Consider the following 14102-nt stretch of genomic DNA (forward strand, 5'->3'; position numbering starts at 1 on the left):
CGCACAACCCCATCCATCCCGACAGGTCCAGAAAGGGCACTCCCATCATGACCCATCCCACCTTGGCGGCCGCGACGCTCGCGCTCGCCCTCACCACCTCCGCGCCGGTCCCGCCGCCCGCCTCGACCACCGACCCGGCCGGAATCGTCATGGGCGTCAAGCACCCGACAGGCGGCGGCCTGGTGCTCATGATCGGCCTGCTCAACCAGGGCCGCGCCTACGAGCGGGCCGCCACCGCCGTCCAGGTCGGGGCCTGCACCCGACGGCCGTCCATGGCCTACCCGGCCTGCCTGGTCCAGACGCACACGGCGAGCCCCGCGCTGTCGCTGCCCCTCAGCGGGAGGACCGCATGAACCCGCACCTGCACGACGACGATCGGCAGCCGTCGGCCACATACACGATCGACGACCTCCCCTTCCTGACGCTGGCCGCCGCGGCGCACCCCCGCATGGAACGGATGCTGATACTGCTGTCGAGTCAGGAGATCGCCGAAAAGGAGAAGACAGCGGCCCGGCGGCTGCCACACGAGCTGATCTCCTCGCGCGACGTCCCCCCGTCACTGTGGGCCCGTGAGACCGCCGAGATGACGCTCGCCCGGTGCTGCCACGCGCCCACGCTGCATGTTCTGGCCGGCAGCCCGTTCCACGCGGTGCGCGTCGCCGTCGCCCGCAACGTCTTCACACCCGGCGCGGTACTGGCCGAGCTGGCCCGCAGCGACGACGGGCTGATCTCCAACACATCGGCCGCCAACCCCGGGCTGCCGCTCGAGGACCTCGAAGCGGCCTTCCTGCTGGGCACGGTGACCGCACGGCACGGCGCGCTCTTGCACCCGGGCGTGCCCCAGCACATTGTCGACGTGGCCGCCGAGGACCCGACATGGATGGTGCGGTGCGCGGCCGCCGCCCACGCCCGGGCCACACCCGCGGCGCTGGCCCGCCTGGCCGTCGACCAGGACGCCGTCGTGCGCGCGGCGGCCGCAGGAAACCCGGCCCTGCCCCCGCACCTCACGCCGATGCTGGCGGCAGACTCTGACCGGCATGTGCGGGCAAGGCTCGCCGGCAACCTGGCCTGCCCCGCCGCCGCCATCGACCGGCTGGCCCACGACCCCGACCCGTGGGTAGCCCGCGCCGTCGCCCAGGCCCCGGCGCTCACCGAGGCGGCCGCTGTCCTCCTGGCCGCCGACCCCACACCAGAGGTGCGCGCGAAACTGGCGGGCAACCCGGCCTGCCCCGCACGCCTGCTGGCGGCGTTGGCCCACCAGCGGCAGCCCGTCGGCGTGCGCTCGGCCGTCGCGGCGAATCCGGCCACGCCCCCACCGACGGTGCAACGCCTGGCCGCCGACCGCTCCCGGACAGTACGCGAGGCCGCCCTCCAGAACGCTCACAGCGTCGTCGCCGGAGGTGAGTGACTCCATGGACACCAGCGAACAGGCCGTCACGGTGCTGCTGAGCGAGTACGACGCCCTCAAGGCCGAACAGCGCTCTCGCATCGGCACCCGCGACCAGCTGCTTTACGCGATGCTGACCGCGGCCGCCGCGATCGCCGCCGTCACCGCCACGGCCGGACGGCTGGAACTGCTGCTGGTGCTCCCTCTGGCTGGGCTGGTGCTCGGCTGGACCCACCTGCACAACGACCACCTCATCACCGAGATCGGCCGATACGTGCGCGACCGGCTGGGGCCGCGCCTGCACGGCCTGGTCGACGGCGTCAGCGACCTGCCGATGTTCGAGTGGGAGACCGAGCACCGCACCGACCGCCGCCGCATCTCGCGCAGGTGGTTGCAGCTGGCGGTGAACCTGGCCTCCTTCTGCCTGCCGCCGCTGGCCGCGCTGATCGTGGTGTGGGCCGCGGGCCCGCACGCGCCGGCGGTGCTGGCCCTCTCCACCCTGGAGGCGTCCGCGCTGGCGGTCCTGGCCTTCCAGATCACCCGCTACGCCGAACTGGCCAGCGTGCGGCAGGTGACCCGATGACGGGCATCCCCGCCACCACTTCCAGGACGGCCGCCACCGCCGGGGCGTTGTCGGAGGTCGAGGCGATCGGCGCACTGCTGGAGCGGCTGCCCGAGGCTGACGCCGCCGAGCTGGTCGCGCTGGCCCGCACCTGCCCCGAGTTCGGTGTGCAGGCCCTGCTGCCCCGTCTGCAGCGCGTCTTGGACGAGCTGCGTCGCCGCCTGATCGAGGTCATCGCTCAGGCCCACCGCCAGGCCGTGCTGGCTGAGGAGTGGATCGCCTCGCTGGAGGCCGATGCCGACGCCGAAGTCGGGGCCGGTGCGGACGACATGGAGGGCGCCGCGTGACGGCGCGGACGCTGCGGGTCCTCGCCCGGCCATGGGCCGGGCGGGGTGTCCGGGGCGCCCGCCCTGACACGACAACGCCCCAGGCGCCATCCGACCAAGAACCGCGCCCGGGGCCCTCAACAGAGGAGTTCCAACCTATGTCATCGACCACCAGCCGTTCCAAGCCCTGGCCCGCCGGCGCGGGCGACCGTCCCGCCAAGCCCCTGAAGTGGTGCTCGGTCCACTCGGCGCAGTTCAGCAGCGCCACGTGCCCGCGCTGCACGGCCAGCGCAGGAACGGCGCGGACATGACCACCACCTCATCCCCCTCGTTCCCGGGCGCGCCATCGGTGCTGGCGCGCGAGACCGACGCGGTGCGCGCCGAGCTGGCCCGCATCGACGCGAAGGCCAACACGCTGCTGGCCTTTACGCTCGGCTGGCTGACCGGCCTGACCGCGCTGGCCGTCACCGGCCCGCACACCGGCCTGGTCGGCGGCGTCGCGCTGTGGGCGGCCGGGCTGCTGCTAGCCGTAGCCGCGGTGCTGCTGCTGCGGGCCGTGCGGCCGCGCATCCCACGCACCGGCGGGACCGGCTTCGTCGCGCACGCACGCGCCGCCAGCAGTGCCGAGCTGCTGACCACCCTGGCTGGCACCCACAACGGCGTACAGGGAGGAGCGGCGGCCGCCGCCGACAACCTGCTCATCCTGTCCAAGATCACTAAGGAGAAGAACGACCTGATCCGCATGGCCATCGACATCATGCTGGCCGACCTGCTGGTCCTGGGCGTCACGCTGCCGCTGATCCTGAACGGCGTCTAAGCGTGGCTGCAGACGCCGCACAGTGCCTCTCTCCCGCCTGGACGGGAGAGAGGCACGCCGCATGCCATTCAGCCGATCAGCGCCCTACAGAAGCCACGCTCAGACGTCGGCACGGCGTGATGGACGGCCGCATTGCCCCGAGCACGAGCGCGACAGAACGTCAGCGAACGGGTGGGCAGGGCACCTGCCGCCTTTCTGAGCACCCGTTGGTCAGCGTCATGCCGCTTGCCAGCCTGGCAGTCGTGTCGGGCGCTGCGGCCGATGGCGTGGAGCAACGCCCTAACCGGCCTTTGCAGAGTGTAAATGGCGAAAATCAGGCCTTGAGCAGGCATTCTGACAAGTTTGCCGAACGATTTGTCAGAGAATCTGATAGTGATCACTCCATGCGGACGCAGTATGCGGTCTGCCGGCCCCGCCCCAGCGCGCCGGCACCTGGCCTAGCCCCCCTGATCGAGCACCGCACTGCCCGCCAGTCCCCCAGTAGACAGCAGCCAGCCTCAGACATTCGGGTCGATGTCCGGCGTTCTCTACAAGATCGAGGCCGCCATACCCTGACCATGATCGAAAACACGGAAAGTTGTTGCGCGACACGCCCACGTAAACCTGGAACCGTGAACCGTGGATGCGCCATGATTGGCGACCATGAGCGGACGCAAGCCTGGCCCTCCGGCCACAGTCGTGCATCGGTACTCGCAGTCGATCACCGACCCCGAGCTGCTGCGCCTGTTGAAGGCTCGGCATGCTCAAGAGGGCGGCTCATTCGCCGCCGCCGTCGAGCGTGTGCTCCGCGAAGCGCTCAAGCCCAATTCGCAGGCCGAGCCCGGCGCCCAGGAGGAGCTACCGCTCGGCCGGGACGAGATGGTGGCTGCCTAGCTGTACGGCTGGCGTCCTGTCATGGAGGAGTACCCCTAACAACAAGAAAGCCCCGCAGCGCGGGGCGTTTCCTGACGAGCGATCCACTACGTCGTTCGGCTCCCACATGGTTTCGCAGGCCCTGTGAGCTGAGCGACAAGGAGGATCGTCCGGCGGTATTACCGCGTCGGCCTGGCAGGCCGCCCGCGGGCTTTGTCGTGCCTCCTGAGGTCCATCAGAAGGGCAATCGCCATTATGGCATTTGAACGTGGGGCCATGCCAGCATGCCCCCCAGCAGGAACCGTGGCGTGTCGGACACGCGTCACCAAAACGCCCAGCAGGCAGCACCGATCCGGTGTTCGCTGGACGGTGCTCTCCGGCGTGTCGGACCTGCCCAACCTCCTGAACGCACCGTCGCGGGCGGTCATCGCGGCCGCAGTGCCGCGCGGGATGCGCCGGGCCGGCTCGCAGCAGGAGTGGCTGCGCACCCTCAAGGAGGACGCGCAGGTTCTGGAGCTGCGCTGCGACGGCTACACGAACCTGCTGCGCGTGGCCAACATCATCGTGTGGGGCGCCGACTGGGCGACCATGTGCTCCCGGCCGACCATCGCGCGGATCGTCGACGTGACCGGGCTGGCCAAGCCGACGGTGAAGCGATGGGTCAGGTGGCTCAGGGACCGGGGCTGGCTCGGCGTGGTCGAGCAGGGAAGCACCTGCCAGTACCGCAAGGGGACGATGGCGGGCCTGGTTGATGACGGCCTCGGCCACCGCGCCGCCGTCTGGGTGCTGGCCGTCCCCCGCCGCACTACCCGCGACGAACACCGTGATCTGGCTGTTGACCAGCCTGGATACACAAGTGAACCCCCTTCTGTTTCTCTCCCTAGGAGAGAAACAATCTTTCCCACGCGCGCGAATCAGCAGAGATCATCACTCAAACGCCTCAGGCCACGCATCTCACCTGAGTGGTCATTGCACACCACGCCAGGGACGAAACGCGACAAGGTTGCCCTGTGCGAGCGCCTCCGTGCGGAGACCCCAGTACTGCGGCGCGTCACGGCCTGGTACCTGCGGTGGTGGCTGAGGACCTTCCTCGACAGCGGGTGGACCGCGGCCGATGTGCTGCATGCGCTTGACGTGCGTCCGGACGATTCGCGGTGGACGTACACGTGGTCGAGCACGGCGGAGATCCGCAACGTACCGGGCTGGGTGTGGCATCGGCTGTCGGCGTGGCTGGACGACCAGGGGCGGCCGCTGCCCTCGCGGTCGCAGCAGCGTGCGGCCGCCGACGCGGTCCGGCGTGCGGAGCAGGTGGCGCGGCGACAGGAATGGGCGCGGATGGCGGCCGCCGCCGGGTGGCTGGAGGTGCCTGGGCCGCGCCTCGCGGCCCGGGGGGACGGGGGGGGTGGGGTGGTGGGGGGGCGGCCACGTTTTTGGGGGGGTTGGGCGCCCCCCGCCGGTTGGCTGGAGGTCCGGGGCCCCCGCCTCGCGGCCCAGGACGACGGCGCCCTGGCGGAGACGGTGGCGTCTGCGCCGGCGGCCGGGCCGAACACGGCCTGGCGGGAGGCCCGCACCGAGCTCGAGCGTCGCCGACAGGAGAAGGAGGCGGCCGAGCTGGCGGCACTGGCCGCCTGGAGAGCCGAACGCAGATCTGGGCAGGCGGCTGGGAGGGAGGTGTCGTGATGGCGGAGGCACGGGAGTGGGCGGCGCTGGCGCGTGAGTGGCTGAAGACGAGCTCGCCGCGGGCGGCCCAGGCGATGCGGGAGCAGGGGCAGGAGGCGGCTCGGCGGCGCCGTGAGTGGCGGCCAGGCGAGGAATGGCGGGGCAAGCGCGCTGACGCGGAAGCCGAGCAGCAGGTCGAGCGGACCCGGTGGGCGACAGAGCCCGAGGAAGCGGCCGGCCCGAGCGAGGCGGAGATCGAGCGGGCCAAGGCTGCTTTGGCGCGGGAGACGGCTCTGGCGCGGGCTCGTGCTCGGGCCCGGCGTGACCGTCTGCCGGGCGAGACCCGGTGACGCGCTAAAGGAAATCTACAAAGTACAGGAGCCCGACCTGCACACCCTCCCAGGAGAAGAGGAGCGGCAAGCACCTGCGATCGCTGCTGCGCGAGCACTTCCGCGCCGGCTGGACACCCACCGACGTGCTGCACGCCCTGGACCACACCCCAGACGGCACCGCCTGGACGCTCACCAGCGACCCGCGCTGGCTGCCCGGCTGGATCCGCTACCGGCTCACCCCCTGGCGCACCCCGGACGGCGGCATCGCCTCCTCGCCCTCCCAGCTGCGCGCCGTCCGCCACCAGACGCTCGCCCAGACCCGCGCGGCGGCCGCCACCGAGCACCAGCGCCTGCTGGCCCGCCGCATCGACGCCGCAGCTCCGGCCGCCGCCGCCGCCATCCAGCAGCAAGATCAGCGACGAACCCGCCTTAACTTTGTAAAGACGGGCGCATCGGCCAGCCGCCCCTCAGCGCCCCCTGGAGCCATACACCCCCCCTCCCCGGCCCCAGCCGCCGGGAATGGCGCGTTCGAGTCCTCACGGCCCGCTGAGGGCCACGCGGATCGGGTTTCGTCGGGATCGATCACCTTGCGCGAGCCTGAAGAGCTCTTCCAACGCGCCGTCGACCGGCATGCCCTACCCGGTCAGGGACCGGCCGACCTCGAGGACGCGGCGGCCGTGGCGGCCGACCGCGCCTGGCTGGCCCGCGTCGTGGCCACCCAGTCCGCCGGCAGTTCGCCGAGCACGCCGACGGCCGACCGGTGATCCACGGAAGACGCCACCCTGCTACGGCCCGCCTGTCATCATCGCGATGACAGATCCGTCATCGTCTTGACGACACCTCCCGGAGGCGCGCGGTGGACCCGGCCTACGACCTGACCAACCCGCACGAGGCCTCCCGCTTCCTGACCGACGACCCCGCCGGCGGTGCCCGCTACGTGCCGCCCGGGTTCGAGCCGGGCTGGTTCAGGCAGCTCGCCTCGCTGGCTCAGTTCGCCGAGCCGAGCTCGTGGTCTCACACCCTGACTGGCGATGAGGCGCTGGCCGCGCTGACTCTGCTGGCGGCCGTGCGCGACTGGCTGACCAACGCCGAGCCGGACCTGATCGCCGCCGCCCGCCAGGCCGGCGTCACCTGGGACGCCCTCGCGCCGGTGCTGCGGGTCGGCGATCGCCGCGCCGCCCAGCGCCGTTACACCCGCATCACCCAGGCCGCCCACGCGGCCGACGCGGCCGACGTCGCCGGCGCGGCGGAGCTGACGGCAAGCCTGGACAGGCTGCCGGTCGACACCCGGCCCCTGCCGTCGGTCGATGCCTACGACGACCTGCTGCCCAGCCGCCGGCGACAAGACGACGGTCCAGCGGCGCACGTCTCCGAGGCGAACGCCATCGCCGCCACCACCACCGTCGACGTCGACGCGGCGCCCCGAGCCACAGTGACCGGCCGCGCGACCGACCCCGGGCATTCGGTGGGGGGCAGCGGCCGCGTCCACCAGATCAAGATCACGTTGCGGGATGTCCAGACGCCGGTGTGGCGGCGCGTGCACGTGCCGTCGACGGCCACGCTCGCCGAGCTGCACGAGGTGGTCCAGGTCGCGATGGGCTGGGAACAGCACCACCTGCACCTGTTCAGCGACGGCGACGTCGAGTACGGCGACAACGCCCGCGACGAGAGCGCGGTGACGCTGGCCACGCTCATCCCCCAGGTTGGCGACTGGCTCGGCTACCGCTACGACATGGGCAACTGCTGGGACCACGACCTGGTTGTGGAGAAGGTCCACCAGGCCGCCCGCAACACCACCTACCCGCGCTGCAGCGCCGGCGGCCGCGCCTGCCCGCCCGAGGACAGCGGCGGCCCCGAAGGGTACGCCGAACACCTGCGCGCCCTGCGCCACCGCAAGGGCTGGAAGTACCAGATGGCCAAGCACATCTTCGGCACCACCAGATGGGACCCCGCCGCGTGGGACCGAACCGAGGTCAACACCGGCCTGGCCGGGCTGGCCAAACTATGGACCCAGCAGGCCGCCGCGCGCAGCTCGGGGGACATGACAGCGAAGCGATAGGCGTGGCTGGGCTCGCGGCGTACCGTGGCGATCGTGACAGTCGACAGCGATGCGTGGGACGCCCAGCACCAGCAGAACCTGATTGACCTGGCCGACGACCTGGCCGAGCTGGACGCGGCGTTGCTGGCGCAACTGGGCCCGGTCGACCGGGCCCGCCAAGTGCGCGCCCGGGAAGCGTTGTGGGCCTATGCCGACGCGATGTGGGACGCGGTCAAGGCGACCAAGCCCGGGGAGGGAAGCCCGGCGACGCGCAATCCTTACAACTGCGTGGCCGCGAGTCCTACGGCGGCACTCGATACATGATCATGTAGTCGGAGTCTGTGACCGTCCAGATCCGTAAAGTGATGACGGTTTGTCGGTGCCCGGCGGCACAATCGGTCTCCATGAGCCTCCCCCGCCGGACGTGCGCCGCCACTACCGCGGCTGTCATCACCGCCATCGCCACCATCGGCTGCAGCCCCGCCTCCACCTACGACCAGCGCATGACCTATCTGCGCAAGGTGGCCGGCCGCGGGGTGGACACCTACAAGCTGCTCTACTCCCAGGAGGCCCAGATCGACAAGGGGCGCTGCGAGCGCGCCTTCGTGGGCAATGGCGTCATCAACGATGCCCCCGACGACGTGACTGGCGGTGGAGAGACACCAGAATGGCGCGCCCAGGTCAAGGAGTTCTTCGTCGACTCCTGCATCAGCGGCAAGCCCAAGCCCGTCCCCGGCGATCTGCCCGACCCCGCCGCGTCGCAGCCGTCGACCACTCCCTCCCCCACCGCGCCGTCGACGGCCACCCCGACCAGTACCCACTAGCCCGGCACGAAGGACACGCGAAACGGCCCCGGCCGACAGGCTGTCTGTGGGCCGGGGCCGCTTCGCGTCTGGAGCGGTGCTGGAGAACAGCAACGTGGGGCTCTACGAGCACGTAACCGCCGAGACCTGAGAGGCCAGAATTCCCTGTGTCGTCTGCCTTCGGAATGTCAGTGCTCCTTGTCACCTGCTGTCAGTGGCTTTCGGTGCCGGGGAAGTGTCGTAGCCGGACGTCACTGTGGGGTGGTGTCTTCCTTGGCCATCGTGGGTGAAGGTGGGGATCGATGACCCGGCTGCGTGATCGGATCATGGCGACGGGCGCGTCCGCGCCCAGCTACTACGACCTCGCTCTGGCAACGAGCCGGGTGCCGGGTTGGGAAGATACGCTCGAGCCCTTCCATGATCTTCTGCGCAGGCCCGGCGGTGAGTGGGCCGCTCGCAGTATCCGGGCCAAGGTCGGCCAGGGACTGCGGACCGACATGCTGGGCAAGGCGAAGGTGATCGCTGCCGAGAACGTCGCCCGATACCTAACCGACACCTACACCCGCCCCGAAGATCTCTACACGATGCTGTCCACGGTGATCGTGGTGCCGCCGCATGAGCTCACGTTCGTGGAGGTACAGGGCGTCGAGAACCGGATGGGTTATCACGCCTTCGGCTGGGCGGTGTCCCGCCAGCCCCGAGCCAGGGGCGGCTGGGTGATGGACGCGAACTTGTTCGTCGAATGGGACAAGGGCAAGCCCTTCATCCTTGCCCTGATGACATGGTTTCTGGGCGAAGACGGCCGCTACCAGCCGGAAGGTGAGCTACCCACCCCCTACACCAGGATGTCTTTCCCCAAGGACCCCGATCACCCGGGCGTTGTGGAGAACCTCTGCGAGCGGCTGGTCATGGGGTACGGCATCGCCGTAGCGACTCTGGCCATGACATTCGGGTTGATGCACAGCAAGAACGTCGACGTCGTCGTGCAGGTTCCTGGCGAGAAGCAGTCGCGAGCGCATCACAAACGCCGCGGTGTCCCCTTGACCCGATACTCCGTCTTGGACATCCAACCCGTGACCCGGGCCTTGGAGCGCGAGGGGAATGCGAGCGCCGACGGATTGGGCAGCGCGCTGCACCTCTGCCGTGGGCATTTCAAGACCTACCGGCCGGAAGCGCCCCTGTTCGGCAGGCTGTCCGGTCAGTATTGGTGGAAGGAACACCCGCGGGGCAAGGCCGAGCACGGCGAAGTCCATTCCAGCTACCGCGTGCACCCCGCTGCCTCCGACGCTGGCGTGGGGCGTGTTTACGAGCCGGTCGACGAGCACACCGAACTCGCGACGGGCACCCGCGAAGGGGGCGGGCGTGATCCTGATCTGGCCGGCCGGGGTCTTCGCGCTCACAATCGTGTCCAGAACCAGCTCGCCGAGGCGTTGCTGGCGGCCGGGCTGACCCCGCTGCGCCCTGCCCCGCACGAGAGCCAATACGACCTCGGCTGGCTCTCGAGCACGGGTGATCTCTACATCGCCGAGGTCAAGAGCCTCACCGACGCCAACGAGGTCCAGCAGGTGCGGCTGGCCATCGGCCAGGTGCTGCACTACGCGACCGGGTTGACCACATCGGCGGGGCGCATTCATCCCGTCATCGCCTGCGAACGCGAACCAGCCGATGGCGACCTGGTCCGCGCGTGCAGTGACCACGGCATCGCGATCGTCTGGCCGGAGCGCTTCGCCGGCTGGCTCGCCGAGCATGATGAAACGAGGCGATGAGCCGTGGAGCATCCGCGCGATGACCAGGAAGGGTATGTGCCGAGTCTGCATGATCACCTGCAGCTCACCGGTAGCGAGGCCCGGACGTTCTCCTTCGAGGAGGTCATCGCCGTCCGGGCTCGGCTGACCGGCGAAGACCTCGGCGGCGGCAGTACTCACTGATATTCCAACGGCAGACGACACCCTGCCCGTACATCAATCCCAGCCACATCCGAGGCCAGCGCATCTGACTTCCATGATTGCCATTTTTGCCCCACAGGAGTCACCATCAAGTCAAAGCCAAGATCTTCATAAGAACCCAGGTATCGCTGACGCGATACGCAAGTCCGAGAACCTGCAGGTCAGGGCGCAGGGGGTGATCCGGCGTGGCGTGGGTTACCGTGCTGGGCCCGTCCCAGGTGCAGATCGACTACCGGCTGCGTGAGGGAGCCGGCTGCGATCAGGTCGGCTACCGGCTGGCCGGTGACGGCGCGGGCGGCGAGCTCGCCGGTGAGCAGGAGGCCGGGTGCGGCCTGACCTGGATCGGCGCCGGGCTGGCCCAGTTCGGGGTCGAGGGCATGGTGGCGGGTGCGCCGTTGACCGCCGAGCAACATCTGGCGGCCCGGTCGCTGATGGATGGCTGCCACCCGGACTCTGGCGAGCGGCTGGTGGAGCCGAAGAAGGCCACCGACCCGCTGTCGCAGCTGGCCGCGATGCCGTTGCTGGAGGCGCTGCAGCAGGCCGCCGATGACGCCGGCGTCATCGTGGCGGAGCTGCTGTCGAGGGTGAAGTGGGCGGTGGCGCGGGCGGGCCGGTTGCAGCGCGGGGTGGAGCGGCAAGGGGAGGCGCACCGGATCCCGATCGGTGACGCTGAGCGGCTGGCCGCGGTGGCCGGCCTCGACCTGGAGGCACTCCATGACGCCGACCGGCTACAGGCCGCGCGGGCGCACCGCCACTCGCGGGTGCAGGTCGGCAACCGTGGTTTTGACCTGACGTTGGACCTGCCCAAGAGCGTGTCGGTGCTGTACGGGCTGGCCGATGACGAGCTCGCTCGCGGGATCGAGGACGCCTTCGCCCAGGCGGTGGCCGACACGGTGGCCGCGGTGGAGGAGTGGGCTGGGTACGGCATCCGCGGGCACAAGGGCGAGGGCGCGCTCGGCGAGCGGGTCGAGGGCACCGGGCTGATGGGCTGGGTGATGTGGCACCGGTCGGCCCGGCCCGTGCGCGGGCAGGTCGGCGACCCGCACCTGCACGCGCACGTGGTGCTGGCCAACATGGTGCGCGGCGTCGACGGCAGGTGGGGAGTGTTCGGCGACGGCGGCCGGGACCTGTACCGCCATGACAAGGCCGCGGGCACGCTGGTGCAGGCCCGGCTGCGCCGGTTGCTGACCGAGCGGTACGGGACCGTGTGGAAGCGCGACGCCCACACTGGCGCGTGGGAGATCGCCGGCGTCGGCGCCGAGTTGCGCGCGCTGTTCTCTAAGCGCGGTGACCAGGCCGCCGAGTTGCTGGCCGCGATGGGTCTGGCCGACGCCGCGGCGGCGAGCACCGCGCAGCGCAAGACGGCAGGAGCCAAGACCCGCGAGGCCAAGGACAGCGTCCGTGCCCCGGCCGGGCTGGTGGACGCGCGCATGTCCTGGCGGCGGCAGGCCCGCGCCGCCGGCGTCGAGGCGGCCCGGCTGACCGCCGCCTGCGTGGGCGCCGCGCCGGGCCTGCCGGAGCGGCCCTCTGCGGAGGAGATCGCGCAGTGGATCTGGCGACCGGATGCCGGGCTGACTGGCCACACCAAGATCGTGACCCGGGCTGACGTGCTGGCCGATGTGCTGGAGGCGTTACCCGACGGCGTGGCCGATCTGGCCGACGCCGACGCGCTGACCGACCGGGTGTTGCAGCACGGCCCCGTGGTGCCGCTGGGCGTCCCGGCCGGCGCGGCCACGTTGACCAACGGCGAGCGCTACACCTCCGCCGATGTCACCGGTGCCGAGCAGGTGGCGCTGCAGGCCGCCCGTGCCGGGTACGGCGCCGGTCTGGCCGTGGTGGACGAGACGGCTGCCGAGCTGGCGCTGGGCGCTTTCGAGGCCGGTACGGGCCTGGCGTTGTCGCGGTCGCAGCGGGCGGTGCTGGAGCGGCTGGTGCGTGGCGGGCACGCGGTTGAGGCGGTGATCGGTGTGGCTGGCGCCGGGAAGACGACCATCATGGCGGCCGCTCGTTCGGCGTGGGAGAGCCGTGGCCTGGTGGTTGCTGGCGCGGCCACCGCTGCGGTGGCGGCGCTGGGGCTGGCGGCCGAGTCCGGCATCGGGTCTGGCACAGTGGCCGCCTGGCTGCGGCGCATCACCGGCGGGCCGGGCCTGGACGGTGTCGACGTCCTGGTGGTCGACGAGGGCGCGATCGTCGATGACCGGCAGCTGGCCGTCCTGTTGAGCGAGGCCAGACGCACTGTCACCAAGGTGGTGCTGATCGGTGACCCGGTCCAGCTGCGCGCGATCGGTGTGGGCGGGGCGTTCGCCGCGATCCACCGCCAGGTCGGCGGAGCGGTGCTGGAGGAGAATCGGCGTCAGCGTGATGACGGCGAGCGGGCCGCCCTGCAGTTGTGGCGGGCCGGGCAGCGCGAGCAGGCCCTGCACGCTTGGAGGGCTGCCGGGCGGGTGCACGCCGGGCGCACCGCTGGAGACACCCTGGCCGCGATGCTGGCCGACTGGCAGCAGGCCCGCCGCGGCTACGCCGGCGACGTGCACGCCGAGCTGGCCGGTCTGGCGCTGCTGGCCGGAGGCAACGCCGACGTCGACCGGCTGAACGGCGCGGCCCGGGCGGTGCGGCGCGCCGCCGGGGAGATCACCGGCCCGGACGTGCGCTACCGGCAGGCCGGTGGCCGCACGTTCGCCTTGGCGGTGGGCGATCACGTGCGGGTCCACAAGAACGACTACCGGGCCCGGCGTGACCGAGGTGCCGACGTGCTCAACGGCTACCGCGGCCAGGTGGTGGCCATCGATGAGGAGCGGCGGGTGCTGGTCGAATGGCGTGCCCCGCATGCTGATGGGCCGCGCCTGGAACAGCAGTGGCTCGACCGGGGGTTTATCGCGGCCGGCGGGCTCGGGTACGGCACCGCCATGACGGTGGCCGCCACCCAGGGCGCCACCGTCGATCGGGTCCTGGTCTACGGGTACGGCTTGGACCCGCACAGCTTGTATGCGGCCATGAGCCGCGATCGCGAGGCTGTCTGCCTGTATCTGCCTCGCGAGCTGCTGGAGAGCGACGCCGACCGGGCCCGCCTCGGCGAGCCGGAGGGGCATGAGGTCGAGCTGCAGCGCGCCGTCGCCGCCTACGCCGCCACCCTGCGCGGCGACCGCGCCGACCGTCTGATCACCACCGAACCCGAGCCGATCGCCCGCCGGCACGCAAAACACGCCGCCGCACCCGAGCGCGACATGCGGTCTCCTGCGGCGGCCGGGCGTGCCCACGCCCCGGATGGCCACGGCCTGCGGCAGGCACGTCAGGAGTTGGCCGACGCCGACCGTGAGGCGAGGGCCGCCGTCCGCAGGGCTGGCGCGCTGCTGGCGCTGACCCAGAGCCCGTACGGGGTC

Annotated in this window: 15 protein-coding genes; all 15 read left to right on the plus strand. The window is 71.1% G+C overall.

All coding sequences use genetic code 11. From position 1 onward, the window contains the following. Window positions 1-47 precede the first annotated feature (47 nt). On the plus strand, window positions 48-353 hold the full coding sequence (locus ABZ815_RS51075; protein ID WP_357710342.1) for a hypothetical protein: 306 nt from the start codon (window positions 48-50) through the stop codon (window positions 351-353). Then, a complete protein-coding gene (locus ABZ815_RS51080) occupies window positions 350-1408 on the plus strand; it encodes a hypothetical protein (RefSeq protein ID WP_357710344.1) in 1059 nt (352 codons plus the stop codon). Before ABZ815_RS51075 ends, ABZ815_RS51080 begins: the two co-directional genes overlap by 4 nt. Before the next feature lie 4 nt (window positions 1409-1412). Beyond that, window positions 1413-1970, plus strand: a complete 558-nt coding sequence (locus tag ABZ815_RS51085) for a hypothetical protein (RefSeq protein ID WP_357710347.1) — start codon at window positions 1413-1415, stop codon at window positions 1968-1970. Further along, on the plus strand, window positions 1967-2296 hold the full coding sequence (locus ABZ815_RS51090; protein ID WP_357710349.1) for a hypothetical protein: 330 nt from the start codon (window positions 1967-1969) through the stop codon (window positions 2294-2296). The genes ABZ815_RS51085 and ABZ815_RS51090 overlap by 4 nt, the downstream gene beginning before the upstream one ends. A gap of 211 nt (window positions 2297-2507) precedes the next feature. After that, on the plus strand, window positions 2508-3092 hold the full coding sequence (locus tag ABZ815_RS51095) for a Pycsar system effector family protein (RefSeq protein ID WP_357710351.1): 585 nt from the start codon (window positions 2508-2510) through the stop codon (window positions 3090-3092). A 642-nt stretch (window positions 3093-3734) separates the two neighbouring features. Continuing rightward, complete coding sequence (locus ABZ815_RS51100; RefSeq protein WP_357710353.1) at window positions 3735-3965, plus strand: hypothetical protein; 231 nt, start codon at window positions 3735-3737, stop codon at window positions 3963-3965. Between the two features lie 360 nt (window positions 3966-4325). Beyond that, window positions 4326-5624 carry a hypothetical protein gene (locus ABZ815_RS51105; protein ID WP_357710355.1) on the plus strand — a complete coding sequence of 433 codons (1299 nt, stop codon included), beginning with the start codon at window positions 4326-4328 and terminating at the stop codon, window positions 5622-5624. Further along, a complete protein-coding gene (locus ABZ815_RS51110) occupies window positions 5624-5953 on the plus strand; it encodes a hypothetical protein (RefSeq protein WP_357710358.1) in 330 nt (109 codons plus the stop codon). Before ABZ815_RS51105 ends, ABZ815_RS51110 begins: the two co-directional genes overlap by 1 nt. A gap of 125 nt (window positions 5954-6078) precedes the next feature. Further along, entirely contained in the window at window positions 6079-6699 is a 621-nt protein-coding gene (locus ABZ815_RS51115) for a hypothetical protein (protein ID WP_357710360.1), read from the plus strand. A 92-nt stretch (window positions 6700-6791) separates the two neighbouring features. Next, the gene (locus ABZ815_RS51120; protein ID WP_357710363.1) at window positions 6792-7994 is read left to right on the plus strand and encodes a plasmid pRiA4b ORF-3 family protein; all 1203 of its coding nucleotides are present in this window, start codon (window positions 6792-6794) and stop codon (window positions 7992-7994) included. Window positions 7995-8027: 33 nt separating this feature from the next. Then, entirely contained in the window at window positions 8028-8297 is a 270-nt protein-coding gene (locus ABZ815_RS51125; RefSeq protein ID WP_357710365.1) for a hypothetical protein, read from the plus strand. 17 nt (window positions 8298-8314) lie between these two features. Then, complete coding sequence (locus tag ABZ815_RS51130; RefSeq protein ID WP_357710367.1) at window positions 8315-8797, plus strand: hypothetical protein; 483 nt, start codon at window positions 8315-8317, stop codon at window positions 8795-8797. Window positions 8798-9078: 281 nt separating this feature from the next. After that, a complete protein-coding gene (locus tag ABZ815_RS51135; protein WP_357710369.1) occupies window positions 9079-10542 on the plus strand; it encodes a hypothetical protein in 1464 nt (487 codons plus the stop codon). A 3-nt stretch (window positions 10543-10545) separates the two neighbouring features. Then, window positions 10546-10704 carry a hypothetical protein gene (locus ABZ815_RS51140; protein WP_357710372.1) on the plus strand — a complete coding sequence of 53 codons (159 nt, stop codon included), beginning with the start codon at window positions 10546-10548 and terminating at the stop codon, window positions 10702-10704. Window positions 10705-10907: 203 nt separating this feature from the next. Next, window positions 10908-14102: MobF family relaxase (mobF, locus tag ABZ815_RS51145; protein WP_357710375.1), on the plus strand; the 3195-nt coding region annotated here is incomplete at its 3' end.

This window comes from Nonomuraea sp. NPDC047529 (genome assembly GCF_040642995.1).
GTDB lineage: Bacteria > Actinomycetota > Actinomycetes > Streptosporangiales > Streptosporangiaceae > Nonomuraea.

Excerpts from the sequence above, each read along its gene's own strand:
- ABZ815_RS51085 (WP_357710347.1), top strand. The coding sequence starts at position 1,413 with ATGGACACCAGCGAACAGGCCGTCACGGTGCTGCTGAGCGAGTACGAC.
- ABZ815_RS51090 (WP_357710349.1), top strand. The coding sequence starts at position 1,967 with ATGACGGGCATCCCCGCCACCACTTCCAGGACGGCCGCCACCGCCGGG.
- ABZ815_RS51100 (WP_357710353.1), top strand. The coding sequence starts at position 3,735 with ATGAGCGGACGCAAGCCTGGCCCTCCGGCCACAGTCGTGCATCGGTAC.
- ABZ815_RS51135 (WP_357710369.1), top strand. The coding sequence starts at position 9,079 with ATGACCCGGCTGCGTGATCGGATCATGGCGACGGGCGCGTCCGCGCCC.
- ABZ815_RS51110 (WP_357710358.1), top strand. The coding sequence starts at position 5,624 with ATGGCGGAGGCACGGGAGTGGGCGGCGCTGGCGCGTGAGTGGCTGAAG.
- ABZ815_RS51080 (WP_357710344.1), top strand. The coding sequence starts at position 350 with ATGAACCCGCACCTGCACGACGACGATCGGCAGCCGTCGGCCACATAC.
- ABZ815_RS51075 (WP_357710342.1), top strand. The coding sequence starts at position 48 with ATGACCCATCCCACCTTGGCGGCCGCGACGCTCGCGCTCGCCCTCACC.